The organism is Rectinema subterraneum, from assembly GCA_009768935.1.
Lineage (GTDB): Bacteria > Spirochaetota > Spirochaetia > Treponematales > Rectinemataceae > Rectinema > Rectinema subterraneum.
Genome location: WESA01000038.1, coordinates 1 through 26,188, shown reverse-complemented (window position 1 = coordinate 26,188; position 26,188 = coordinate 1). Strand labels below are relative to the sequence as shown.

The 26,188-nt window shown below is 52.2% G+C and carries 19 protein-coding genes and 1 CRISPR repeat array; of the genes, 5 read left to right on the top strand and 14 right to left on the bottom strand.

The annotated features are described in order from the left end of the window. Positions 1 to 264: 264 nt before the first annotated feature. Positions 265 to 1,308, top strand: coding sequence for a PKD domain-containing protein (locus GAP13_RS09645; protein WP_158908121.1), 1,044 nt, complete (start codon positions 265 to 267; stop codon positions 1,306 to 1,308). Between the two features lie 37 nt (positions 1,309 to 1,345). Continuing rightward, positions 1,346 to 3,079: a beta-sandwich domain-containing protein gene (locus GAP13_RS09640; protein WP_158908120.1), complete on the top strand. Its 1,734-nt coding sequence runs from the start codon at positions 1,346 to 1,348 to the stop codon at positions 3,077 to 3,079. 102 nt (positions 3,080 to 3,181) lie between these two features. Here the strand turns inward: GAP13_RS09640 and GAP13_RS09635 are convergent, their stop codons facing one another. From GAP13_RS09635 to GAP13_RS09600, 8 genes are all read right to left on the bottom strand, one after another. Beyond that, on the bottom strand, positions 3,182 to 5,044 hold the full coding sequence (locus GAP13_RS09635; protein WP_158908119.1) for a S8 family serine peptidase: 1,863 nt from the start codon (positions 5,042 to 5,044) through the stop codon (positions 3,182 to 3,184). 128 nt (positions 5,045 to 5,172) lie between these two features. Then, positions 5,173 to 6,057: an NADH-quinone oxidoreductase subunit NuoB gene (gene nuoB, locus GAP13_RS09630; RefSeq protein WP_158908118.1), complete on the bottom strand. Its 885-nt coding sequence runs from the start codon at positions 6,055 to 6,057 to the stop codon at positions 5,173 to 5,175. 11 nt (positions 6,058 to 6,068) lie between these two features. Then, entirely contained in the window at positions 6,069 to 7,580 is a 1,512-nt protein-coding gene (locus GAP13_RS09625) for a hydrogenase large subunit (protein ID WP_158908117.1), read from the bottom strand. Then, positions 7,577 to 9,199: a proton-conducting transporter transmembrane domain-containing protein gene (locus GAP13_RS09620; protein ID WP_158908116.1), complete on the bottom strand. Its 1,623-nt coding sequence runs from the start codon at positions 9,197 to 9,199 to the stop codon at positions 7,577 to 7,579. Before GAP13_RS09620 ends, GAP13_RS09625 begins: the two co-directional genes overlap by 4 nt. 4 nt (positions 9,200 to 9,203) lie before the next feature. Further along, the gene (locus tag GAP13_RS09615) at positions 9,204 to 9,848 is read right to left on the bottom strand and encodes a hypothetical protein (RefSeq protein ID WP_158908115.1); all 645 of its coding nucleotides are present in this window, start codon (positions 9,846 to 9,848) and stop codon (positions 9,204 to 9,206) included. Beyond that, positions 9,845 to 10,765, bottom strand: coding sequence for a respiratory chain complex I subunit 1 family protein (locus GAP13_RS09610; RefSeq protein WP_158908114.1), 921 nt, complete (start codon positions 10,763 to 10,765; stop codon positions 9,845 to 9,847). The genes GAP13_RS09615 and GAP13_RS09610 overlap by 4 nt, the downstream gene beginning before the upstream one ends. Further along, on the bottom strand, positions 10,762 to 12,780 hold the full coding sequence (locus tag GAP13_RS09605) for a proton-conducting transporter transmembrane domain-containing protein (RefSeq protein WP_158908113.1): 2,019 nt from the start codon (positions 12,778 to 12,780) through the stop codon (positions 10,762 to 10,764). The genes GAP13_RS09610 and GAP13_RS09605 overlap by 4 nt, the downstream gene beginning before the upstream one ends. Further along, the gene (locus tag GAP13_RS09600; protein WP_158908112.1) at positions 12,777 to 13,523 is read right to left on the bottom strand and encodes a PTS sugar transporter subunit IIA; all 747 of its coding nucleotides are present in this window, start codon (positions 13,521 to 13,523) and stop codon (positions 12,777 to 12,779) included. The genes GAP13_RS09605 and GAP13_RS09600 overlap by 4 nt, the downstream gene beginning before the upstream one ends. A 238-nt stretch (positions 13,524 to 13,761) precedes the next feature. Between GAP13_RS09600 and GAP13_RS09595 the strand changes: the two genes are divergently transcribed. Next, positions 13,762 to 14,334: a 7TM-DISM domain-containing protein gene (locus GAP13_RS09595; RefSeq protein WP_158908111.1), complete on the top strand. Its 573-nt coding sequence runs from the start codon at positions 13,762 to 13,764 to the stop codon at positions 14,332 to 14,334. Beyond that, positions 14,253 to 14,480, top strand: coding sequence for a diguanylate cyclase (locus GAP13_RS13030; RefSeq protein ID WP_241864332.1), 228 nt, complete (start codon positions 14,253 to 14,255; stop codon positions 14,478 to 14,480). The genes GAP13_RS09595 and GAP13_RS13030 overlap by 82 nt, the downstream gene beginning before the upstream one ends. 38 nt (positions 14,481 to 14,518) lie before the next feature. Here the strand turns inward: GAP13_RS13030 and GAP13_RS09585 are convergent, their stop codons facing one another. The 6 genes from GAP13_RS09585 to GAP13_RS09560 form a co-directional block, all read right to left on the bottom strand. Further along, positions 14,519 to 15,490 (bottom strand): ABC transporter ATP-binding protein, encoded by a 972-nt coding sequence (locus tag GAP13_RS09585; protein ID WP_158908109.1) that lies wholly within the window; start codon positions 15,488 to 15,490, stop codon positions 14,519 to 14,521. Further along, the gene (locus tag GAP13_RS09580) at positions 15,483 to 16,457 is read right to left on the bottom strand and encodes an ABC transporter ATP-binding protein (protein WP_158908108.1); all 975 of its coding nucleotides are present in this window, start codon (positions 16,455 to 16,457) and stop codon (positions 15,483 to 15,485) included. The genes GAP13_RS09585 and GAP13_RS09580 overlap by 8 nt, the downstream gene beginning before the upstream one ends. A 1-nt stretch (position 16,458) precedes the next feature. After that, the gene (locus tag GAP13_RS13210) at positions 16,459 to 17,436 is read right to left on the bottom strand and encodes an ABC transporter permease (protein WP_158908107.1); all 978 of its coding nucleotides are present in this window, start codon (positions 17,434 to 17,436) and stop codon (positions 16,459 to 16,461) included. Then, positions 17,433 to 18,413: an ABC transporter permease gene (locus tag GAP13_RS09570; RefSeq protein ID WP_158908106.1), complete on the bottom strand. Its 981-nt coding sequence runs from the start codon at positions 18,411 to 18,413 to the stop codon at positions 17,433 to 17,435. Before GAP13_RS09570 ends, GAP13_RS13210 begins: the two co-directional genes overlap by 4 nt. Before the next feature lie 130 nt (positions 18,414 to 18,543). Beyond that, complete coding sequence (locus GAP13_RS09565) at positions 18,544 to 20,190, bottom strand: ABC transporter substrate-binding protein (RefSeq protein WP_158908105.1); 1,647 nt, start codon at positions 20,188 to 20,190, stop codon at positions 18,544 to 18,546. A gap of 43 nt (positions 20,191 to 20,233) precedes the next feature. Further along, a complete protein-coding gene (locus GAP13_RS09560; protein ID WP_158908104.1) occupies positions 20,234 to 21,910 on the bottom strand; it encodes a glycoside hydrolase family 3 protein in 1,677 nt (558 codons plus the stop codon). Between the two features lie 94 nt (positions 21,911 to 22,004). Between GAP13_RS09560 and GAP13_RS09555 the strand changes: the two genes are divergently transcribed. Beyond that, complete coding sequence (locus GAP13_RS09555) at positions 22,005 to 23,000, top strand: GNAT family N-acetyltransferase (protein ID WP_158908103.1); 996 nt, start codon at positions 22,005 to 22,007, stop codon at positions 22,998 to 23,000. 170 nt (positions 23,001 to 23,170) lie between these two features. After that, positions 23,171 to 26,143: direct repeats of the CRISPR family, unit length 32 nt; unit sequence GTTTCAATCCACGCGCCCGCGGGGGGCGCGAC. Between the last annotated feature and the right edge of the window lie 45 nt (positions 26,144 to 26,188).

The following is a 26,188-nucleotide window of genomic DNA, read 5'->3' as shown; positions in this document are numbered from 1 at the left end:
TAAAAAAATTTCTAGCAGCTTATGCGAAAAGGAATTATTTCTCTGTGCCTTTGAAAGAAACTGCAAAAGTCCGGAGGGGATCAATTTAAGATATACATTCAGCAAATTTTGAAGCGGATCAGGCGAGGCAACAGATCCGGGTATCGACTTCATTTTTTCTTGCGGATTTTTCATTTTTTTTAATAATTTTTCTTGCGGTTTTTTTTGGTTCCACTATAATTCATATAAGGAGCAAATTCGAACCAGGTTTACAGGAGGAAAAAGTTGAAAAAGCTAAAGCTCATAATGATTTTTGCAATGTTGGTCATCATTTTATTCACATCATGCGATTTGCTGAAACCCACCGGTACTCTGACCTTGTCAGCTACTGATCCATGGCTTCCGACTATTACATTCAGCGGACAAAAAACGCAACTCGAAAAAGATCAGACCATGACAGTTACTGCGACAGTTAGCCCGGCTCCAGACACATATGCCTGGTATCTGGATGGCAAAGCAATATCGGGAGCAACTACAAATTCGTTGACAATAGGATCTACACTGGAGATTGGTACACATGTCATTACATTGATTGTTGGCAAAGGTGATTATAGATCTTCCGAAGAGTTTTCTATGGAAGTAATTCCTGTCGCAGCAGCAGCTACTCTCGCTATCAACCCGGCGACCATCACCAATGGCACTATAAATACTACCTATACATTTACCCTTACTGCCGCCAGCCTCCCCGCGAACTTGACCCAGGTCAAATTCAATTGGAACTTCGGCGACGGAACAACTGACAGCGAAACGGTGACTGTTTCCAACAAAACTGCCAGCACGACAATTTCCCATGCATATACCGCTGATTCGGCCTATGGCCTTGTCGTTACAATTGACGACGGGACCAATACGCTTGCGACAGCCTATGCGAGCATCCTTATTGGAACGGCAAATGCCGGAACCAATTATGACTTGACCGTGCTTGACCAGTGGACCGCGGCGAATTCTGGAGGCTATGGCATAACTGTCGATACATGGGACATCAGTACTCTTCCGAATGGCGTGGTATTCGATCTGAAATTCGACGCATATTCGATGCCGGACAAATTCATCGTTGAATATCCTGATGGAACGATCGTCTACAATTCCGGATGGAGAGGCGACGCATCCTATGAAGGACCGAAATACCCCGGCGGAATTGCAGGAATCGGAGCAGGGCAGAGCCTGGCCATGTTCGCAAAAGGGACGCAGCAATACTTCAAGATTACCATCATCGGAGGCGAATCTGGGACTGCTTGGGAATATAGCATGAAAGCTCGGCAGCCTTGAAAGACAGCAGATGCAATAAACGAGGAGATGCAAAACTATGATGCAAATAACCAAAAGAATTTCCATTTTATTTCTGATTCTCATGGTTGCGGGTCTGCTGTTTGGCTGTATGCAGCCTTTAAGCCAGAGCGCTGGAAAAGGGGATGTTGAGGTCTTGATTCTTGATGGGGCTAGGACGATTCAGCCCAGTGATGTGGAAATCAAGATTGTCAGCTATGTTCTGTCGGGAACCGGTCCCAATGGCGCGACGCTAGCCAATAAAACCTTTACGGCAAGTCCATATACAGAAAGCAAACTGGCGGAAGGCGCATGGACATTTACTGTAAATGGTTTGAATGCCGCGGGATCTATAGTTGCTTCCGGCTCGAATACAGCTACCATTATCGCAAACAGCACTGTCAGCGTTTCGGTCGTGCTGACGCCAGTGAAAGACGGAAGCGGGACTGGTACTTTCTCATTGTCCGGCACAATTCCTTCTGCTGTAACGCTCAGCTCCTTCACTGGAGTCATCGCGCCTTCGACGGGAGGCGCAAACACAACATTCGCGGTAACAGTCAGCGGAACAAATTTCTCATATTCCAATAGCACATTGCCTGTAGGTTCATACATTCTGACTCTTGTTGCTTCTCAGGCAGCCGGAGCATGGCGAGGAGTCTATGCGCTCAGGATATACCAGGGGAAAACATCGACACTCAGCCTTAATTTGACTGCTGATGATTTTGCTGGTGCGACCATCAATGGTGTTGCCAAGTATTATGATAAGGCCGCAAACCAATATTCCGGAATCTCGGTTACGATAACTTCGACAACTTCGACGGATTTCGCCCCAGCTTCTGTGACTACGGGGAATGCAGGCAGTTTCAACTTTACTGGCCTTGATGCGGGAACCTATATTATCGAAGCAAAAGATCCGAATGCGGTGTATCAGCCAACAAGCATAACGATCACCATCGGATCGAATGAGACAGTCACTACTCCGGATCTTGTTCTGACAAAAGCAGGCAACCATGTGGTGATCTTCAGGGATAGTAACACAGAATGGGAACTTGCAGGTGTCCCAGCAACAGTAATGGGGGATTTGATTGAAACAGAAATAGGTTTGACTGAGGGTACAGGCGCTAACCAGTATGAGTACAAGACAAGTTCAGATATGGCTGCATATACGCCCTCTCTGGGAGATGTCGTCATCATCGGCGGCGACCAGTCGCAGGCGTTCTATGATGCGTATACAACCAACAAATCCAAATTCGACACCTTCGTGAACAACGGCGGCACCATGTACTGGATTGCATGTGATAATGGTTGGGCGGAGGGCGATTTCACTTCAAGCTTGCCTGGAGGTGTGACATGGCGCGACAGCTATGAGTATTACATTGACATAGTCTATTTCCAGCATCCGATCACCAAGAATTTCCCGACGCAACTGTATGGTTACTATGCAAGCCATGGTGGATTCGACAATCTCGATGTGGCAAATATCACAGGCCTCATGGTGTATGTGAAAGAGGACGCTGGTGCTCTGCCGACTTATATCGAGTATCGGTATGGTTTGGGTAAAGTGCTGGCAACGACTACGCCACTTGAGTACTATGTGACAAATGGTTCAACCGACATGCCGACAGGATTCAACACCACATACAAGGATTTGTTCAAGCTAATGCTCGTGCGGTCAATCAAATACATCATGGGCAAAACGGTGAGCGATACGATTCCGGCATCTGACGCAGGCGCTATTCCTAAAGCGCTCACGCCGATAAGGATGTCTCACTAGTTGCCAACTTGATCAGAAAGTAGCACACTGATATTGGTCAGTGCAAAAGAGGCTGCCTGTTTCGAGGGCAGCCTCTTTTATTGTTTCATGTGTTTCACAAATTTATGGTTTGTATTTAATTACAAAATAATAGGTTCCCTTGTTGGCGGATGTGACAATATAGTTCAGATTTATAGCATTATTTGCCTGGGAGCCGACAGCAACTTCAGTACCTTCGGAATTCACAAGGCTGAAAGAGAGCGAGCCTGTATCGCTCGCAAACCCTAGCGTTGCTATTAGAGCTCCCGGAGCAGCGTTGATCTGCCATTTTTCGATTTCGTCTGGTTTCAGAACGATCGAAGAGGTTACCTGGTCGCTGACTATATATCCCGGTATGCCAAGTGCTTTGGCCGCATCAATCAATCCGTATCCGTATTGCGTGTCATATCCGCTCGCGCCCAGATCGGTTGCGCTGTTTTCTATGATGGCAGTGATATCGGCAGCGGTAAGTGAATTGTTCTTGGATTTCAGAAGCGCTGCAAGCCCTGCTACATGTGGAGCTGCCATGGATGTTCCCTGGAAGTACCAGTAGCCGATACTTCCTCCATAATATGTCTGCTGTAGTATTCCGGCAGGATAATCTTCATTGTATTCATTGTTGTGCAATATTCTGGAAAAATCGCCGCCGGGCGCTACAATATCCAGACCATAGCCATAGTTGGAGTATGGAGCGAGCACGTTCAGATCATTTGTTGCCCCAACGGAAAGCACATTGCTCAGAGCCGCAGGGTAATTCAGGGTCGAAGTTCCGTCATTTCCTGCAGCAGCAACGACAAGCACCCCATGGCTGATCGCATAGTTGACAGCATCTTCGATAGCAGCAGAATAGTTGCCGCCCAAAGACAAATTGATGATATGAGCACCATTGTTTGTCGCAAAATAAATGCCTTGCGCGATATCGGAAGCGTAGCCGAATCCATCCCAGGCAAGGACTTTTACGGGCATTATCTTGATGCCCGGAGCCATTCCGGCCACTCCGATTCCATTGTTGGTAGATTCGGCAATGGTACCTATGACGTGTGAACCATGACCATTGTCGTCGAAAGGATTGAGATAGTTATTGACAAAATCGAATCCCTGCACAAATCTGGTTTGCCCGAGATCAGTCAGCGGGAAATAGGCACCTGTATCGACTACCGCAACGATGACATCACTTTCGCCCATCGTATAATCCCATGCTGCAGGCATGCCAATTTTATCGAAATTCCATTGATATGAATAATATGCGTCATCCGGTGCGTAAAGAGCCTTTGAAATAAGGTCTTCTTCTGCCCATTCGACATCAGGCTGGGACTTGAGGAAGCTCAGCATTGAAGGAATTTCCGCATACTTGTCCGAATTGACCACAATTCTCTGGAATGGCACAGAAGCATCAAGCATTAGGTCTTTTGTTCCGATGCTTTTCAGACTGTCAGCGGATTTCTGAGAAACCCCCGTTTTGTATTTAACAAGAATGGCTTTGGGGCGGGATGATGCATTGACATCAAGACTGAAATAATCAGCTGTCTTGAAATTTGGAACAGCTTTGCTGCCGATTGATTTTACCGATGCAACTGTATTGATAAGTCTATCGTATTTTTCATAGGATTCCCATTGAGCGTCAAGCGTGTATTTGACTGTTTTTGAAGTATCTGCAGGCAGAACTTTGAAATGCGCTACAATCGAATAATCTTGATTCATGGCGAAGGAAAGCGGATTCTGGTTCGAAGTAATACCTCCGGACCAGGAATCAAAAACATAGCCTGGGCTTGGGACTGCAGTCAGGAGCACGCTCGAACCTTTTTCAATAGAAGTAGTATTCGGATATGTGACAACGCTTCCACCAGTTCCGGAAACTGATACTGCAAGGCTGAAATAGGTGATTGTCGGCTGACAGCCCAAAATTAATAAAACAATTCCCGCGATGAGCAGAGCTATTTTTTTCATAATTCATCTCTTAGTTTGATTATATAGAAATTTTTCAAATTGTCAATATAACGAAGTATTGATTATCCAGTTGGCTGCTCACTACAGTACGCAGCAGCATCAGCCTATGCAATCCTGTGCCGACCCGTTTAGTTTTTCCTTGGCACCCTGTCGAGCAGCTCGAGGAGTGCGTTCAGAATCGTCATGGGGTGGGGCGGGCAGCCGGGGATATAGAGATCGATGGGGATGACTGCATCGGCACCACCGCAGACATCGGGCAGGCCGCGGTAGATGCCTCCGGAAATTGCGCATGCGCCGACAGCGATGACGAGTTTGGGTGAAGGCATGGCTTCGTAGGTTTTCCTGAGTGCGAGCTCCATGTTTTTGCTGACGGGGCCTGTGACGATGATGGCGTCGGCGTGGCGCGGGGATGCGGTGATGGAAATGCCGAAGCGGCTTAAGTCGAAGCCAATGGTTTCGAGCACATTGACATCGGCTTCGCAAGCATTGCAGCCGCCGGCGCTCACCTGGCGGATTTTCATGGCGCGGCCGAAAATCTTGAGCATTTTTCGATCGAGCGCTTCGATGAGGCGGGTTTCTTCGGAATTGAGGGCTTGGTTGCCGGCGCCGGTGCTCACTGCTTTGTGCGCATCATTGGAAACATCGAGGCGGCTTGTGCGCGTGCTTGAAACATGCGGCACGCTGCCCAGAACGAGGCCGGCCTTTGCTCGCGCACCCATTCTGAAGCTTCCTGTGAAGGCGATTGCGCCCTCCGGGCAGGCCGTCTCGCATTTTCGGCAGAAGATGCAGCGCCCGAGGTCGAGCGCAAGGCGCGGTTCAGCTCCGGCCGGCTCTCCACTTTGTACTGAAATTGCGCTGGTGGGGCAGATCGCTTTGCACGCGCCGCAGACGGTGCATCGCTCTGTTTCGAGTCTGGGTGCCCCGGGATATCGCTCTGGCAGGCGCGGATTCTCTGCAGGGAATGCGTTGGTTTTATATCCTTGATGTAATCGCGAGCGCAATGCTTTTATCATGAAATAACCTCCTACAGATCGAACCCGCAGTACGAGAGATTGAAGCTCTTGTTGCACAGCGGAAAATCCGAAATCTGCTGTCCTCGAAGCGCATACGCAAGCCCCGGCCAGTTATGGAATGAAGGGTCGACGATTTTGTAGTAAAGAAAAGCGCCGCGATTGTCGGTAATGGCGCAGTGGCAGATTTTGCCGCGCCAGCCTTCGACGAGGGAGAGCGCGACAGAGCGCGCCGGGAGCGCTCTTGAAGCGGGTTTTCCCGTGTTTCCGGCCGGCAGCGCCGCGAGCACATCGAGAATGGCGCTTGCTGAGCGCTGGTATTCGAGCATGCGAACCATCGCGCGCGCGTAGACATCGCCGCTCGGATAGGTCGCCACGGGAATCGCCGCATACTTGTATATGCCGGAAGGATAATCGCTGCGCACATCCCTTTCGATTCCGCAGGCTCGTGCAGCAGGACCGACCAGGCCAAGTTCGAGAGCTGTCTCTTTTTTCAGCATCCCTGTGCGCTCGAACCGGGCGAGCACTGATGGGCTGTCCCACAGAAGCCCCACTGCTTCGTCAGTGTCTTTGACGATTTTTTGCAGGCGGGCCGCGATGCTGGTAGCCATTTTCTCATCGATATCGAACCCCACACCTCCCGGCTGGACGATGCCGCGCCCGAATCTGTTGCCGCAGATTTCCGCAGTGAGATTGAGCACCTCGCCGCGCAGTCGACCGCAGAATGATTTGGTAGGTAGATAACCCACATCGCCGGCGAGCGCGCCAAGATCTCCAATATGGTTGGCCATTCGTTCGAGCTCGAGAGCAATGCCGCGGACAGCTTCGGCTCTCGCATCTGGCTGTGTGCTAGTCAAAGCTTCGATGAGCATGGCATAGGCGGTTGCGTGGCCGATTGTGGTGTCGCCAGCAGAGGTTTCCATGAAATGTATCGTGCGGATATCCGGGCCGCCTGCGAGCGCCTTTTCGATGCCCCTGTGCTGGTAGCCGAGCGCGATTTCCAGATGCTCGACCTCTTCGCCGTAGCATTGGAAACGGAAATGCCCTGGCTCGATGACACCTGCATGTACAGGCCCGACAGCGACTTCGTGCGTCTGGCCGCCTTCTAGCGAGTAAAAGTCGTAATCGAATATCTTCCGGACCGGTTTGAGCCATGGATGCCCCACGGGAACGATGCCGGTATTCTCGAAAATTTCGCGCTCGAACATGTGCGCTTGTGGAATCTTCGGCGTCAATGACGGGAATGCAGAGCCGATGTCTGCAGCGATGCCTCCAATCATGCCTTTGGTTGGCAGGCCAAGAAAGGCAAACAGCCGGGCGCGTTTTTCAGTGGCAGCGTTTGTCGGCAAGGCAGTCAGCTCTGCTGCGGTCCGCGCAGCGCCCTTTCCATAATCCGGAACCGCAAAAAGCGCCACAATCGATGCGCCGCTCTTTACCGCTTCTGCAATGCTTCGGGCAAAGAATTCGAAGTCGACAACAGGAATATCTTCGACAGACATTGCGCTGCCATTTGTGAACAGCTTCATTTCATGCTCCAGAGTGAATCAAGGGCCTTTGTGAGGAAATCCGATAGCCCATGTGGCATCCAAAGGCCCAGCACGAGAAGGAATGCGAGCGGCAACCCAATGACAAGGTACTCGGAAATAGGGGGCACGCCGCTGGGTGCGCTGAATTCTGTCGGGTTAGCGTTTTTGTGTGGTGCAATCGCGGGCGCGCCGCTGAACGTACCGCCGGGCGCGCAGCCGGGTGTGTAAGCTTGAGCCTGATCCGGCGGGCTCTTCCATAAAATCGCGATCGCATGCTTCAGCATTACAAGAAATACGATGCTTGTCGCCGCAAGAAAAATTGCAAGCGGAACAAATCGCCGTGCAGCAACCGTCGAGCTGACCAGCATGAATTCGCTCATGAACACCGAAAAAGGCGCTACTCCGATAAGCGCCAGCAGGCTCACCGCAAACCCTATCGCATACAGCGGATAGCGCTTCGAAGCCCCCGAAAAGCGCGCAAGTTCATTGGTGTGAAGCTTCTTGCCCAGGCTGCCTGCACTGAAAAATCCTGCGGTTTTTGCAAAGGAATGATTGAGTGTGTGGAAAAGCCCTGCAATCGTTCCAACGGGCCCAAGCGCATACGCAAACGCGATGATTCCCATGTGCTCCACCGAACAATAGGCGAGCATGCGCTTGGCATCCTTCTGGAAAAATATGAAGGCAGATGAAATGACGAGCGAAAGGAGCGCAAAGCCCATGAGGATGATTTGGGCTTTCGAGCTTGCAAGCGCCGCGCCGACGAGCATGGACCCAGCCTTGCCGCCCTGGAGCACGCTGGCTCCTCCGTCAGACGGGCTGAACAAAGGCAGAAACCTCAGGATGCAGTATAGCGCAGCATTGAGCAAAAAGCCCGAAAACATAGCCGATACCGGGCCGGGCGCTTGGCTGTGGGCATCGGGCAGCCAATTATGCATCGGCGCGAGCCCTGCCTTCGTCCCATAGCCCACGAGAATGAAAATGAATGCAGTGAGCGCGAGGCTCGGTTTGAGGGCACCGCGCACCAGGTAGATTTTCTGCAAAAGAAGGCTGTCGCCGCCTTCAAGCCCCGCCTGCTGTCCCGCTGCAGCCATGAGCAAAGTCCCGATAAAGGCGAACGCGACTCCGACCGAGCACATGATGATATATTTCCACATCGCCTCAAGTGACGCGGCGTTGCCTTGCCTGAAAATCAAAAACGCGGTGAATAGCGTAGAAGCCTCGATCGCCACCCACATGATCCCGATGTTGCCCGACAGAAGCGCGGTGCTCATCGCGGCGAATGCGCCCAGCCACAGCATCCCGAAGCGCTTCGCATAGCCCAGGTCGATCCCTTTGCCGCCTTCAAAATATGTGTAGGCATACACACTCGAAGGCAGAAACACAATAATTGCGAGAATAATCATGTGCCAAGCGGAAAAATGATCCGCCCGAAACAAACCGCCCGCCACCTCGATCACTCCGGCCTGCGCGACCTGTGCTGCAAGAGCTCCGCTGAGCAATGCCCCGCCGAGCGCTGTAGCCAGCATAATCATCAGAGCCTGCCTGCTTGATTTTGAAACAAGAATCAGCAGGACGCCAAAGACCGGCACCGCCAGAAATCCGCCAAAAAGCATATTCATTCTTTCATCCTTTCAGCGAATCGAGCTTCTGGATGTCGAAGTGCTCGAATTCCTCGTGAATTTTGTTCGTGGCTACCGACATCACGAACACCGCGACAATCGCATCGAACAGCACGCCCAGCTCCACAATCATCGGGATATCCTGCACGAACGCCAGCCCCATGCAGTAAATGCCGTTTTCGAGAAGGATATAGCCAAGAATCTGCATGATCGCGAGCCGGCGGCCCACGATAAAGAAAGTGCCCGCAAAAATGGTCGACAGCGCAACCGTCGAGAGCAAAAGAAGCTGAGGCGCAATGAAATCGATGCGGATGCTGATCCACAGCGAAGCGAAGATCAGTACGAGCACAATCGCCACGGAGAGAAAATATCCGACAATCGGCTTCAGTTCGCGGCTTGTTCCCGAATTCAGCAGGCTTCTGTGCAGAATGTAGGGGAAAAGAATGCCTCGCAGCGCGATACCGATGACCGCAATCGCCACGAGCTCGAAGTTCATTCCTTTCTCAAGGCCAATGGCAAGCGGCAGAAAGCCGAGCGCAAAGCCCTGTATGGCCGTGATATTGATGCACGTGCCGAGCCGGCTGTTGGCGGCCATGGTAAGATCGGTGATGAGCACGACAATCAAAAGCATGTTTTGAAGCGATGTCATAGTATTCCCTCGAGTACAAGCGCAAGCAGCGCAAAAGCGACCGCAGAGCCAATAAAGTCAGGCACCTTTTTCATCCTGAGGCGGGCAATGCTCGATTCGACCACGCCGATAATGCCTGCAAGCAAAAACGCGAATCCGAACATAGCCAGAATCTGCGCCCAGCCCGAAATCGAAAAAATCGCGGTAATGATATTCGCCATGAGCACGAGGTAGAACCAGACCTTGAGCGCCGAGGCATATTCAATATATGCAAGGTCAGGTCCCGAGTTGTCGAGAATCATCACTTCGTGAATCATGGTCAATTCGAGGTGCGTCGTAGGGTCGTCCACAGGAATGCGGCTGTTTTCCGAAAGCGCAAGAATGAAAAATGAAACCAGCGCGAGGAGCGGTACAACCCCGAACTCGGCAAAACTCGACTCCTGCCCCCACGAAATAGCTCCCCAGAGCGAAGAATTGCCGCTCGTCAGAATCAGCGCGGCGAAGGCCAGCAAGGTCGCAGGTTCCGCCAGAATGGCGAACAGCGCTTCCCGGTTCGCGCCCATGCCTTCGAATGCCGATGCAGTATCAAGCGAGGCGAGCAAGGTTGCGAATCGGGCGAGTCCGAACAGGTAGGCCACAAAAATAAATCCGCCCTGGAAGCTGAAAAGCCCTCGAAGGCCGCCCAATGGCAGCCATGCAACCGCGATGAGCGAAACCGCAAGCACCAGGAGCGGCGCTAAACGAAACACCCATGTTGTCGATCGGCTGTAGACAATGCCCTTATGCATGAGCTTATAAAGGTCGCGGTACATCTGGAATACCGGAAAGCCCTTTCGCCCCGCGAAAAAAGCCTTGACCTTCTGTATGATTCCCATCGCGAGCGGAGCGAATACGAGCGCAACCACAAGCGGCAAAAGCTTTGCAAGAATGTCGTTCATATGACAAAACTCCAGAAAAGCACAGCCAGAAGCGCGATGACGATATACAGCACATACCAATGCGTGTTGCCGTGCTGAATAATGCTGAATGTTTCGAAAGCCCTCGAAATCCAGCTGTACATTGGCTTGATCGCTCTGTCCAGAATCAGGTCAGGGAATGAGATTTTACGTGCAACAGGAGCTGGAAAGAGATCGGGACCGATCGAGCCATCGCGGTGAGGGGAGTAGAGCGGCTGTGCAAACGAGGCAAGCGGCTGGGCGAAAGAGGAGGCGGTGTACTGCATGCGGGGGGTCGGGTTGTGATAGCCGCAGTCCCAAGTAGTGCTCCCAACCTTGTGCCGGCTAGTGTTCTCAACCTTGTGTAAAGAAAGAACCCGGCTTCTGACAAGCGCAAAAACCCCAATAAGCCCGATAAGCGCAAACGCAACCCATTGCATCGCGGCGAGTGAGGACACAATTCCGGAAGGCAATTGGCCGACAACTGCCAGGCCGGAATCCGCAAGCACAAGCTTGAGAGCACTCATCACAGGCAGCGGAAAAAGCCCGATAAACAAGCATAATCCAGCCAATACCAGCATTGGCACATACATACTCGCTGGCACCTCGTGCGCATGTGCGGCGTGGTCCGTCCTTGGCTCCCCAAGCAGGCTCGTTCCGACCAGTTTTGTAAAGGTGAACACCGCCAGTGCTCCGATGATGCTCAAGCCACCCAGAATCGCGATAACATACACCGCGCGTACAAGCGAGGAGCCGAAGCCTTGCGCAAACACTGAGGAATACAGCAGGAATTCGCCAACAAAGCCGTTAAATGGCGGTAATCCGCTTATAGCAACTGCCCCTGCGATAATCGCGAGCCCCGAACGCGGCATTTTTTTCAATAAGCCGCCCATCCTGTCGAGATCCAGGGTCTCCGTCGCGAGCTGCAGCGCACCCGCTCCCATAAACAATAGGCTCTTGAACAATGCGTGGTTGACCGTATGCAAGAGGGCCGCCATAAGCCCTAGCCTCGCAAGCACCTCATTGCTCGAAGCCATCCCGATAAACCAGACTCCCAGCCCTGTCGCAATGATGCCGATATTCTCGACAGAGCTGTACGCCAGCAGCCTCTTTGCATTCTGCTGGACCGCTGCGAACGCAATGCCGAATATTCCCGACACAAGCCCGAGCACCACAAGCGTCCAGCCCATCCAGAGCTCTGTCCCCTGTCCCCCGCCCAAAAGCCCTAGTGTCAGTACAATTCCGTAGATTGCGGTTTTTATCATCACGCCGGACATGACAGCTGAAACATGGCTTGGTGCTGCTGGATGCGCTTCCGGCAGCCACACATACATAGGGAAGAAGCCAGCCTTCATCCCGAATCCGACAAGCGCCAGCACGAAAATCGCAGCCTTCAAGCCGGGCGAAAAACCGGCTGCTGCCGCCCTCATCGCATCGAAATCGAACGAGCCCGAAACCTGCGCCAAGAGCGCGAACATCACAAGCAGACAGGCCGCCCCGACATGCGTAAATACAAGATATATCCACCCCGCGCGCCGCACTTTGGTTCTCTCATTCTGGAAAAGAACAAGGAAAAATGAGCTGAGCGACATCCCTTCCCACGCAAGCATGAAAAACACCGCGTTCTGCGCGGTCACCACGAGCATCATGCTGGCCGCAAGCAGGTTATAGAGCAGCCAATGCGCCTTGAATCGCCAGGGCATTTCTCCATAGTGTGCGAGGTACTTAGGCGCATAGACCGCCGCAAGCCCAGTCACTACCGCAATAATAAGGAGGAAAAACGAAGACAGAGGCGAGAGCGAAAAAAGAACCGCACCCACAGGCAGCGGCAGAAAGAATTGATACACTTCGCCGGCATAGCGCCCGGAAAGCCCGAGAAGCGCAGCGACTATGACAAAGACATTGCCCGCAACGACGCTCGCCATGCCGAGCTTGTTGATACCAGCGGATTTTTTCAGAACAAGCGTCAGCAAGCCTCCGCCAACAAGCACTCCGATTCCAATGCCGAACAGCATCATGGCTCGCCTCCCTGCTGCTCTGAAGCTGTGTGCGCTCTGCTCATGTCTTCTATTTCCGATTGTCGCCTCTCTAGAACCGGCCTTTCCGCATTGCGAATCGCTGCCAAAATCTCATTGCGCGATGCCACTTTACTCAACATTTCGAGCACCTTTTCGTCCCTGAGCACAAACATGAGCTGTGCCAGCAGTTTCAGATGGCACCTGATATTCGGCGAAACAATGAGGAAGATTGTCGAAACGGGCACTCCGTCGAGCGCACCAAAATCAACGGGCTTTTCCAAAAAGAAAAGCGAAATTTGCGGCGTTTCCGAATGCACAACGACAGGATTGCGCACATGAGGAATTGCTATCCCATTGCCGATTGCTGTCGAACCGAGTTTTTCGCGCGCAAGCAGAAATTGCAGGAAAATATCCTTATTGATACTCTCCGGCAGTCTCATGAGCGATACGATAGAGCTCAGGATTTCTTCTTTGGTCGAGCCTTCGATCCGATAATTGATTCCACCCGCTTCCAGCGCAGTGGCAATCGATACATCACAATCGTCCGCTTCGGCGACTTCATCGAAGAGCTCTGCACGAATTTTGGCTCCATGCGCCGCTGCCCATTCGAGCAGTTCCGAATAGCTGAAGCGGTACTGACCGCCTATGCGGTAATGCGGCAGATTGTCGGCTTGAATCCAGCGATAGACAGTCTTGTCGGAAATATTGAAGAGGCGCGATACATCTTTCACAGAAAGCTTCATGAAGCCTCCGCAATGTCTAGAATTGTCCAAATTGAATGAAAAATGTCTCTATCGGGTCGAATATTATCCGAACCGTTAATAATTGTCTAGTTTCGTTAAGCGCTTATCATATGAAACCTGGCAAGAATTTGTTTCAAAATACAGAAAATGAGCATATAATATGAACACAATGGCCAAAAAATTCCCGTGTTTCTTTTTCTGTGCGCCCTTGCGCTGAGCGCTTTCGTGACGCTAACCTTTGCCGCTTCCGGGAGCTTTCAGGGCAGCATTCAGAGATGAGCCCTGCTACCTTCGCCTTTCGAGCAACACCGATGTGCTCATGAATATCGAGCTTGTTGCAGCTGCGGAATTTGCCAAAAGCGAAGCGCGCAATTATCTCAGCTACGGTATTATCTTCGGCATTCTGATTGCAATGGCATTTTACGGATTCTTCTTGTTCGTTTCGCTCAAGTACCGCTCTTATCTTTACTTTATTCTCTATACGGTTTCGGTTGGGCTCTGGCTTTTCTATGTGCAGGGCTTTGCAAAAGTCCTGTTCGGGCAAATGCCGGGCTTCGATCAGGCAATGCTGTGGTTCTGGGCTGGGATGTTCATCACATGGGGAACGATTTTCACAATCTCATTTCTGGAATTGCAGAAAACCAGCCGCTTTTTGTTCTATATCCTGGCAGCTGCACTCGGGAAAGCGACACAGCATGCCGCCTTGGTGGAGATGAGCTTGTCATTTTCATGCCCGGCATTTCAAAGGACAAGGCATTTCATGCTGCAGAGCGAATCCGCGTCCATTTCGAAACCGAGAGCATGCGCATAATCGACGGCCAGAGCATCAGCGCGACCATAAGTCTCGGCATTGTCGACCTTCAAGGTAATGAATCTGCTGAGTCTTTTATCGAACGCGCCGACTCCGCCATGTACGCTGCCAAGCAGCGCGGCAAGAATTGCAGTGTGGTGATGTAGGGCAAAATAGGGGTCTGACACCAGTTTAAACAACCAGTTCAAACCAGCACGCACCTCACGAAATGCCCATTGCCAATATCCCGCATAGCTGGCACTTCTTCAGAACATATTTTTTTCGCATACGGGCACCTTGTATGGAATCGGCATCCCGAAGGAGGATGGACGAGCGAAGGAATCTCGCCTTTTGCCGGAATGGCAGCTTTTCTGACTCCTTCCTGGGGTGCCGGGGCAGACGCTTTCAGGAGCTGCACATAGGGATGTACTGCATTTGCAATAACTTCTTCTGTCGGGCCTATTTCCATAATCATTCCGGCGTACATGACGGCGATTCTTGTACTCATGTAACGGGCGCCGGCAAGATCATGGGTGATATAGAGGAAAGAAACATGCTTCTTTTCTTTCAGGTCCAGCATCATGTTCATAATGCCGATACGGATCGATACATCGAGCATGCTGGTCGGTTCGTCAGCAAGTATGATTTCCGGAGAGACAGCAAATGTGCGGGCAATATTGACTCGTTGCCGCTGACCTCCTGAAAGTTCATGCGGAAAGCGGTGCAAATATTCCTTTGCAGGCGACAAGCCTACCATCTCGAGCGAATCACAGAGCATCGCCTCAAGCTCTCTGGTTGAACCAGCAAGCTTATGAATCAGAAAAGGGCGCTCCAGTATAGATCTGATAGTGTGTGTCGGATTCAAGCTGGCAAAGGGGTCCTGAAAAATCATCTGCACCTTTTTCTTGTACCTGAGCGATGCTTCCCTCGTTTTGAACGGAAGAACCGGCTGTCCATCGAGATAGATTTCGCCTGAGGTTTTTTCGTACATGCCTGCAATGACACTGGCGGTCGTTGTTTTGCCCGAGCCGGATTCTCCTACAAGCGCCAGGGATTCGCCTTTGTTGAGAAAAAAAGACACATCATCCATTGCATGTACTACTTTGCTGATATTCCGCAAGCCGGAAAGGGCAAAGTGCTTCGATACATGTTTCAGCTCGAGTATGACATTATTCATGATTGCCTCCGCACAGCCGGCAGGCACAGAGCCTTCCTGGAGATGTCACCTGCAAAAGTGGTACTTCTTTGGTACACGCATCTATTGCAACATTGCATCGGGGAGCAAAACGGCAGCCCGGCGGCGGCGACAAAAGGCTCGGCGCCTGGCCCTCAATGCCACCCATTCTCGAAATCGGCCCCGTCAATGTGGGGAAGGCATTCATGAGCCCCTTTGTGTAGGGGTGGTCTGGAGATGCATAGACTTCTCTTGATGGGCCATATTCACATATTTTGCCTGCATACATGATTGCCAGCGAATCAGAAATTTCGACAAGAAGCGAAAGATCGTGCGTAATGAAAATGACTGAAAAGCCAAATATGTGGCGCAGTTCTTCGATTTTCTGAAGAATGGACCGCTGGACGACTACATCGAGCGCTGTTGTAGGCTCGTCCATAATGAGAAGGTCGGGCTTTAAAAGCAAAGCCATTGCAATCATGACACGCTGGCGCATTCCGCCCGAAAGCTGGTGGGGATAGCTCGCAATCCTTTCCGCATTGATATCGACCAGCTCGAGCATTTCCATTGCAGTTTTTTTGGCATCGGCTCTGGTTACTTGTTTGTGGGCCAGTACTGCATCGACAAGCTGTTCCTCGACTGAAAGCACAGGATTGAGCGCATTCATGGCCGACTGGAACACCATTGCCATTCTCGTCCAGCGGTATTCATTCATGGCTTTTTCGTCCAGCGAGGTGATATCGGTACCATCAAAAATAATGCTGCCCGATTCTATTCTTGCATTATCACGCAGCAAACGCATGATCGAGTATGCAAGGGTAGATTTTCCGCAGCCGGATTCTCCGGCAATACCCAAAAACTCGCCTCGATGCAGCGTAAGGCTGACATCGTCAACTGCCCGCACAAAGCCGGCATTCGTAGCATATCCTGCTTTGAGATTGCGTAATTCCAAAATAGCGTCAGCATGCATGCTATCGTTTCCTTAACCTTGGATTCGAAATTTCATCAATGCCAAAATTGATGAGCACAAAAGCGGTGCCTGTCAGCGCGATGAGCAGACCCGGCGGCAGGAACCACCACCATGCCCCCATGAGAATTGCGCCATTGGCTTGCGCCCAGTACAGAATGGTTCCCCAGCTGACCACAGTGATATTTCCGACCCCGATGAATTCGAGCGTTGCCTCTCCAAGAATTGCAGAAAGGCTGACGGTGAAAAATTCCGACATTACAATCGAAATCATATTCGGCAAAATTTCGCGGAATATCAGAAACGACGTACGTTCGCCGATCATTTTCGAGGCGCGCACAAAGTCTCGGTTTTTCAATGTGAGCACCTGAGAACGCAACAGCCGCGTCGGGTATGGCCAGCTCGTCAGCGAAAGAATAAGAATGATCGGCAGTACTCCGTGCATGGGCACATAGGTGCCTATGACAATCATCAGTGGCAGCCCCGGTATCACCAGAAAGACATTTGTCACAAAACTTATGACATCATCCAGAATGCCTCCGAGATATCCGGAAAGCAGCGCGAGGCTCAATGAAATAAACGTGACAAACAAGCCGGTCGCCAGACCCACAAATAATGAGACGCGAGTCCCCATGATTATCTGGCTGAAAAGGTCATTGCCCGCATGGTTTGTGCCGAGAATGTGATCTTTTGAGGGCTTGGCTCTGGTTGGGAAATACTCCGTCGTTTTTTCGTATTTTTGCGTTATGGTGACAGTGTAGACGGACTTTTCCCTGTTTTGCCCTTCAGTCTCCTCACTGAGCACTTCCGGATCGCCTTTGTTTTCTTCAAGAAGGGTTGTATGTTCGACTCTGTCTGTTTTGGGAGGATAGGGAGCCAGCAAGGGCGCAAAAAGCGCAACAAGAATGAAAAAGCCAAGCAAAACAAGACCAGAGAGAGATTTCTTGTTCTTTATCAGCGTTTTGAAAAAATCTCGTATCATTTGGCGCCATCCCTTACGCGAGGATCGAGGAGCATAATGGCGATATCAGCCAGAAAATTGGCGACAAGCACCGATGCTGCAATAATGAGAAAAATCGCCTGCATAAGCGGATAATCCTTTGCATTGACTGCCTGGTACAGCATGTAACCCATTCCCGGATACGCAAACACCATCTCGGTAATTAAGCCGCCGCCTACAATAAAGCCAAAGGACATGGCAAAGCCCGTCACCGAAGGCAGAATGGCATTCCGCGCAGCGTACATAAGGCGGATTCGCTGCATAGGAAGGCCTTTGGCAATAGCAAGGGTAATGAATTCCTCAGCAAGCACATTGATCATGTTATTGCGCATCATCAAGAGCCATGCGCCAATCGAGCTCAAGGTGATAGTAAATGCAGGCAATATGCCATGCTGTACTACCGAAAGCCACCAGCCTGCGCTTCCTCTTGTCTGGTCGACGGAAAAAGCCCCTCCCAAAGGGAAGACTTTCAGTTTGAAGGAAAAAATATAAATAAGAAAAAGGCCGAGCCAGAAATACGGAAAACTACGTATGAATGTAAAAAATCCGACCGTAAACGACGCAAGTTTTGTCTGGCGCTTCCATGCCGCCCAGATGCCCAGCAGCGTTCCGATCGAAAAGCCTATAATTGTACAGAGACCCATCAGCCCGATAGTCCACGGCAAGGCAGAAGCCAGCACGCTCGAAACCGGCATGGGGAATCTCGAGAGGGAAATGCCAAGATCTCCCTTGACCGTATTCAATAGATATTTGCCGTACTGGACGGGCAGGGAGTCTTTTGTATCGAGCCCGAAAGCCGCGCGGACAGACTCGAGCTTTTCAGCTTCCACGCCTTCCATTCTATCCATAAGTGCTTTTGCGGGATCGCCGGGCATAAGTCTTGGAAGAAAAAAATTGATCGACATGGAAACAAAGAGGGTAAAAATCAGCATGCCGAACTTTCTGGCAAGATATTTCATGAAACACTCCGAACAATTGCCTTGGAGAATGCATAGAAATGACCGCCTGCCGCCTTACCCGACTCCGGACAAAGCAGCCGGCGGTCTGCTCGGGCCGCAGCGCAGACTACGCGATGCGGCCCGCAAAAAGCTATTTTTTATGAATGTTGAGGAGAATCGGCACTTTCTGCATGCCAATTACCGATGGCCACGCGTAGGGGTTGTCAGCGCTGGGCCAGCCGACAAAGTTCCTTGTTGTGTATTCAAACCAGGTCGGGTTGAAAAAGAGAGGTACACAGGGCGTATCCTTCATGAATTGAGTGACGACCGCCGAGATATATACCTTCTGCTTTTCGGGATTGGGCTCTGACCTGTACGCCTCGAGGTTTTTGTCGATATCGGCATTCTTGTACCGCATGTTGCTGAAGACCTTTGCTTTCTCGCCAAGGCCGGCATAATTTGCTGAATACAGCCATCTATTGAACTGATAATATGGCGTTGTGCCGGTGGTAATGAAGCTGACCGCCATATCATAATCGCCGGTTTCAAGGCTGGTCTGGAAGGGAACAGGCCATGCGCTCTGGGTGATAATTGCTTCGACACCAATGTCTTTCAGCATCGAGGCAATGGTTTCGGCAGCACCAATCCAGTCGGTCCAGTCGGTGGGCACATAGAGCTTGAAAGAAAGCGCCTTGCCATCTTTTTCGTAAATTCCTTTTGCATTGAGCTTGTATCCCTCGGACTCCAGGAGTTTTCTGGCTTTTGCCTTATCGTAGGTGATGTTGTATTTTGCCTTACCTTCTTCCGCGATACTGGAGAACGATTTCTTGACTGCGCTCATGTCGGCTGGAACAGGGCTCGGGCTCATTTTGCGGGTAATATCTTTCTGCGAAATGGCCATTGCAAAAGCCTTGCGCACATTGACGTTGTCAAAAGGGGGCCTCAAGTTGTTCATGTAAAGGAATACAAGGTTACCTTCGGGGAACCAATATTTATTGTTTGCAGGATCAGCAGCTACATAGGCATCAACATTTGGCAGGGAGTAAGCTGCCCAGTCATACTCGCCATTCATAAGTTTGAATGCAATCTGCTCGTTCGTGGTCGATACATACTGGATACCGTCGATGTAGGGGAGCGGTTTGCCATCAGCGCCTTTCTGCCAGTAATTCGGATTTCTGACCAGCTTGTAGGACTGCTCGTTGAAGGAGGCAGGGTCAAGCATGAAGGGACCTGATCCTACGGGATTGGTATTGCCCGTCCATGTCAGGGGATCCTGAACCTTGGACCAGATTGCTTTGGGAACGATGTAGAGGTTGCCGAATTTTTCGAGCGTCGTTACATTGACCGTGGCGAATTTAAATGTGACCTCGTTGCCCGAAGCTGTAACATCCTGCAAGCCTTCAGACCACAGCCCCGACATATCGAGTGCTTTGTTGGTTTTGCCCAGCATCGCGGAAAACACCACATCGTCCGCAGTGAGTGGAGTGCCATCGTTGAATTTGATCCCCTGGCGAATGACAAACGTGATTTCCTTGAGATCATTGGACCAGCTCCAGCTCTCTGCTATCCATGGATTGGCCGTTCCGTTGGCATTGTTAAAATAGATCAGAGTTTCATAGATGCAGCCAAGGGCAGACTCAAGTACAGCTGGGCTGAAGGGGTTGAAGTTTTTCTGCAATACCCCTTGCTTGGATGGCGTCATTTTCAGAATTCCGCCGCGCGCAGGAGCCTGCGCGAATACCGTAGTCGCGACAAAAAGCGAAAGCAGCACCATCGCAACCATCAGCTTTTTTTTCATTGCGTACCTCCATTCTATTCTTTTCCGGCCATACAGCCGGATTTCAGCCTTCTACAGTAACCGGGCAAATGCCTTTAGCTTCCAGCTTGCCGGTCAGAAATGCAACAATCGAGGCAACAGATGCCTCGGAATATTCGTAACTGCATACAATTGTCGGAGCGGGCAGATTTGCACGTGCTGCCTCTTTCGCAATAGAGGGAGCATCATAGGGGTTCCGTGTTAGAATAACCAGAAGCGGGCATGATCTGTCTTGCGCAAAACGGACAGATGCCTGCACGAGCTTCATCTGCCCACTATGCAGCATGGGCGCATGCAGGGCAAGTATGAGCGCGGGTTTAGCTTCTGTTTCCTGAATTGCTGAAGCAGGTGCGCTCAAATAGCGCTCGGCACAAGAAAGGGCTGCCGCGATATCTTCTTCCTTGGGGTTCAATGGTACGGCACAAGAAAATATCGGGGCATTCTGCCTTGTCAGCTCGGCATGGATGCTCACGCTGTGCAGTGAGTCCTCAGCATTGGTGATATTGCCGGGGACCACGTCGACAAGCACACTGCCGGAAGGCGGTTTGGTGATGCTGCCTTGAGCAAGCACGCTGAGCGATGTGCGGGATATTTTCTTTGCGAGGGCAACTGCATGCGGGCCTGCAACTGTTTTCTTATATGCATCAAACGCGCTTGTCTGATTGATTTTTTCCTTTGCAGCCAAAATTCTCTCTACTGATGCATCAATCTGCGACTCGGCGATTTCGCTTTTTTTGACTGCCTCATAAATTGAATGTGCGGCATAGAGCTGTTTTTCGGCAGTATGGCTGATAAACAGAATATCCACGCCAGCCTTGACTGCCATGACAAACGCATTCGGAAAGTGATCGGCAATCGCCTTCATTTCCATGCAGTCAGAACAGATTATACCTTCGAATCCAAGTTTTTTGCGCAACAGCCCTTGCAGCACCCTTGAAGAGAGGGTTGCAGGCAGCATGTCCGGTTCGACCGATGGCAGGCGAATATGCGCCGTCATGACAGCCGGAATACCTTCATCAACAAGGCGCCTGAATGGCACAAACTCGATCGCTTCGAGCCGCTCGATTCCATGTGGCACAAGAGGAATATCCAGATGTGAATCGACCGACGTATCGCCATGCCCCGGGAAATGCTTGGCTGTCGCCAGAACGCCACCTTCTTCAAGCCCCGCAGCAAAAGCGGACGCAAGGTCGGCTACCAGTTTAGGATTTTCTCCGTAGCTCCTTACCCCGATGACAGGGTTCGACGGATTTGAATTGACATCAGCAACGGGTGCAAGATTCCAGTTGATGCCGAGCGAGCGCAATTCTTCTGCACATATTTTGCCCAATGCCTTGATATCGCTTTTCTGAATACCGCCGCCAAGATATGCCGCTGCTTGAGCCATGGCTCCAGGAAGAGGGGTCAGACCCCCCTTAAGGCGCGCAACTATGCCTCCTTCCTGATCGATTGCAATGAGAGGGGAAACACCAGTCACCTCGCGAATGAGGGTTTTGACCGAGGCGGCTGTTTTTCTGGTTTCCGCAACGTCAGGGGTATTACGCGTAAAAAGAATGACATTGCCCGCATAGGAAGCTTTTACGACACGTGCGAGCGAAGCAATTCCATCAGCTCCTGCCGGAAAACCGACAGCAAGCATTTGGCCGATTTTCCATTCCAGAGGCAAATGTTTCTTGTATTGCCACGAGGTGTGCTCAATCATAGGAAAATCATTATATTCCCATCGCATAAATAATGCAAGAAAAAAATTTACACTATTGACTTTTTATTGAAATAATATTTCATAGTGATTCATTATGGACTACGCAATCAATACAGAAGATCCGCTCCTTGTGAAAAACGAGCTTCTTTCATTATGGAATCGCTGCCTTGGAAGCGAATTCCCCCTCGATATACGACTGCTTGTCCAGCAAATCAGCCTGGATCGGGATCTGCACGTTTTCTTTACTGCCCGAGATGAGGCCAGCGGCATGCTGATTGGCGCAGTGCTGGCAAAGCGGGCTACGCGCCCAAACCTGAATGGAGAAATTCCTGCTAGGAGCTATATTTCTTGTATACTGGTGGCTCCCGAATTCCAGCACAAGGGCATTGGCAAGAATTTACTCAAAACGGCCGAATCATGGTGCAGGCACCAGCATGCTGCAACAATCGCACTCGGCTCGGATTATTTTCATTTCTTCCCCGGCCCGCCGTACAATGCCACTGCAGAATCGGACCATGCAATCGCGTTTTTTGAAGCATCCGGCTATACAAAAGGCACGATAGAAGAAGATGTGATTGCTAACGTACAAAGCCTCGATATACCCCTGCCCCCTGCAAGCCGGACCACAAAGGCTCCGGGATTCCATATCGCGTGTTCAACGCCGGAATTGCGTCCTCGTATATTTGATTTTTTTATTCGAGCTTTTCCCGGCCGCTGGAATAATGAAATCCATGAAGCTTTTGCAGCAGGAATGCGTGATGAAGACCTTGTCCTAGTTATTCGTGACAGCGACCAAAGTGTTGCAGGATTTGCGCGGATTTATGATGAAGAAAGTCCCATCCTGGGCCCCGGCCTCTATTGGCGGGCATTGCTTGGCCCGAACCCTGGAGCGCTCGGCCCTATCGGCATTGACGCAGCATACCGCGGCCTTGGCTTAGGAATGGATCTGCTGCGCGCTGCACTTGCAGAACTGAAGGCTCGCGGCATCCGCAACACCGTCATCGACTGGACGGATCTCGGAGCCTTCTATGCAAAGCTCGGCTTTGTACCATGGAAGCGATATGTCATGATGCAGAAAAAGATAGAATGAAAAATGGAAATCTTGGCTGTCGTTAAGCTGGCAGGCAAGAATTGAACCTGCAGATTCACTTCTGAAGTGTACTTGGTTTATTTTTTTGTGTGCCTGCTGAAAAATGTTTATTGTTGCGTCCTGCGGGGGCGCGACTTGCGATCCGCTTGACTATGCCGACAACGACATTGGTTTCAATCCACGCGCCCGCGGGGGGCGCGACAAGGTTATAGCTGTTGCTGGTGGTATTCTGCACCGGTTTCAATCCACGCGCCCGCGGGGGGCGCGACGTCGATACCGGCAGGCTATGAGCCATGCGTCATGGGTTTCAATCCACGCGCCCGCGGGGGGCGCGACCAGCCCTGCTTATCGAAAAACAGCTCAAAAAAGAGTTTCAATCCACGCGCCCGCGGGGGGCGCGACCCAGGAAATCGAAAAAATCATTCAGAGGTCTCGAGTTTCAATCCACGCGCCCGCGGGGGGCGCGACGTGGAACGTACACTTTCCGCCTGACCGCTGCAAATGTTTCAATCCACGCGCCCGCGGGGGGCGCGACAAGATGGCTGCCACCGATGCGATTGGTACTGCCATGTTTCAATCCACGCGCCCGCGGGGGGCGCGACATCCAAAATCAACCGAAAGAGCAAAAAAAGTAGAAAGTTTCAATCCACGCGCCCGCGGGGGGCGCGACAAGGCTTATAGTAAAGGGTTATCAAAATTATTCCGTTTCAATCCACGCGCCCGCGGGGGGCGCGACAATATCATTTGTTATATCGCTCTTCAGTGGATCTGTTTCAATCCACGCGCCCGCGGGGGGCGCGACCACAAGATTTAAACCCGCTTCCAAGAGCATTTGTGGTTTCAATCCACGCGCCCGCGGGGGGCGCGACCACCAGTCTTCTTCAATGGGTGTACCGTCACAAAGTTTCAATCCACGCGCCCGCGGGGGGCGCGACATTATATGCGAAATCAATATCCCCGTTTCTTCACGGTTTCAATCCACGCGCCCGCGGGGGGCGCGACGAGGGGAGCAAGGTACAGGTATCGGGTTCAGTTATTGTTTCAATCCACGCGCCCGCGGGGGGCGCGACTCCAAGAAAAGGCCGAAGCTACAGCCAAGGCTTATGTTTCAATCCACGCGCCCGCGGGGGGCGCGACTGACGAGTGCCATTCTCATCGACCGTCTCTTTTGTGGTTTCAATCCACGCGCCCGCGGGGGGCGCGACCACAAGATTTAAACCCGCTTCCAAGAGCATTTGTGGTTTCAATCCACGCGCCCGCGGGGGGCGCGACCACCAGTCTTCTTCAATGGGTGTACCGTCACAAAGTTTCAATCCACGCGCCCGCGGGGGGCGCGACGAGCAGGGTATTGATTATGCCCGCGATTGCATTCCGTTTCAATCCACGCGCCCGCGGGGGGCGCGACACGTTGTTATAGAGCCACACAAACGCATCGCCAAGGTTTCAATCCACGCGCCCGCGGGGGGCGCGACCATCCATATTATCCGCAACCTGCCAGTATATGAGTTTCAATCCACGCGCCCGCGGGGGGCGCGACGTCGCGGTAAAGCGCCGGAGCAAGGAGGTTTCCCATGTTTCAATCCACGCGCCCGCGGGGGGCGCGACGTAGCAATTCATGGCGCGGAGATGTCTATTATGACGTTTCAATCCACGCGCCCGCGGGGGGCGCGACGCCAATATGATTGCTACTATTTTCCCTAAAAATCCTGTTTCAATCCACGCGCCCGCGGGGGGCGCGACCCCAGGACTAACAAGATATCGCGCCCCTGGGCTAAAGTTTCAATCCACGCGCCCGCGGGGGGCGCGACAAAATGAGAGCGGGGTAAATGCCGGATCGGGATTGCGTTTCAATCCACGCGCCCGCGGGGGGCGCGACCCTTTATCCATGCGGGATTCGCCAAATCGTTTTACGTTTCAATCCACGCGCCCGCGGGGGGCGCGACTCTTTTGCCTCGCGCCGCGAGTGCGCCTTGACATCGTTTCAATCCACGCGCCCGCGGGGGGCGCGACAGCGTGATCGCCCACACCCATGTTGGCGCTTTTGCGTTTCAATCCACGCGCCCGCGGGGGGCGCGACGCGCGAGTTTCGAGAGCGGATCATGGCATTGCGCGTGTTTCAATCCACGCGCCCGCGGGGGGCGCGACCAATATCTTCCGGTTCGCGCGCATAGAACGCAGCGAGTTTCAATCCACGCGCCCGCGGGGGGCGCGACCCGTGAGGCATATGCAGCGCCTTGTGGCATGGGACGTTTCAATCCACGCGCCCGCGGGGGGCGCGACTAGGTCGGGCGTTCGAGCCGCCCTGATCCCATAATGTTTCAATCCACGCGCCCGCGGGGGGCGCGACGAGCAAAAATTCTCCCGCCACCCAGTCCATTCCAAGTTTCAATCCACGCGCCCGCGGGGGGCGCGACGTTTTGCGAGGAGCGAAGCGCGATCGACGCCATAGTTTCAATCCACGCGCCCGCGGGGGGCGCGACAAACCGACGCCGCGGCGAGTGCTGCATCGGTACGGTTTCAATCCACGCGCCCGCGGGGGGCGCGACCATATTCCTGAGACAGATCTTGCACTTTCTCACGTTTCAATCCACGCGCCCGCGGGGGGCGCGACGGTAGAACGGCTGGGCATCGACGAACTTTGACGTAAGTTTCAATCCACGCGCCCGCGGGGGGCGCGACCTGCATATTCCTGAGACAGATCTTGCACTTTCTCACGTTTCAATCCACGCGCCCGCGGGGGGCGCGACTTTTTCATGGGCGCCCTGTGAGCAAAGAGCTCCTGTTTCAATCCACGCGCCCGCGGGGGGCGCGACGCTTGTATCGTGCCCATTCTTTCCATCCACTTAAGTTTCAATCCACGCGCCCGCGGGGGGCGCGACCTCTTCAATATTTCTCCGGTAACCATGGCATCATGTTTCAATCCACGCGCCCGCGGGGGGCGCGACGCATATTCCTGAGACAGATCTTGCACTTTCTCACGTTTCAATCCACGCGCCCGCGGGGGGCGCGACAATTGCCAGCTTTTCTCAGAACTATTGATAATATGTTTCAATCCACGCGCCCGCGGGGGGCGCGACGGTTCACAGGGTCGAATTCGATGCGCTTCACGAAGTTTCAATCCACGCGCCCGCGGGGGGCGCGACTGCATATTCCTGAGACAGATCTTGCACTTTCTCACGTTTCAATCC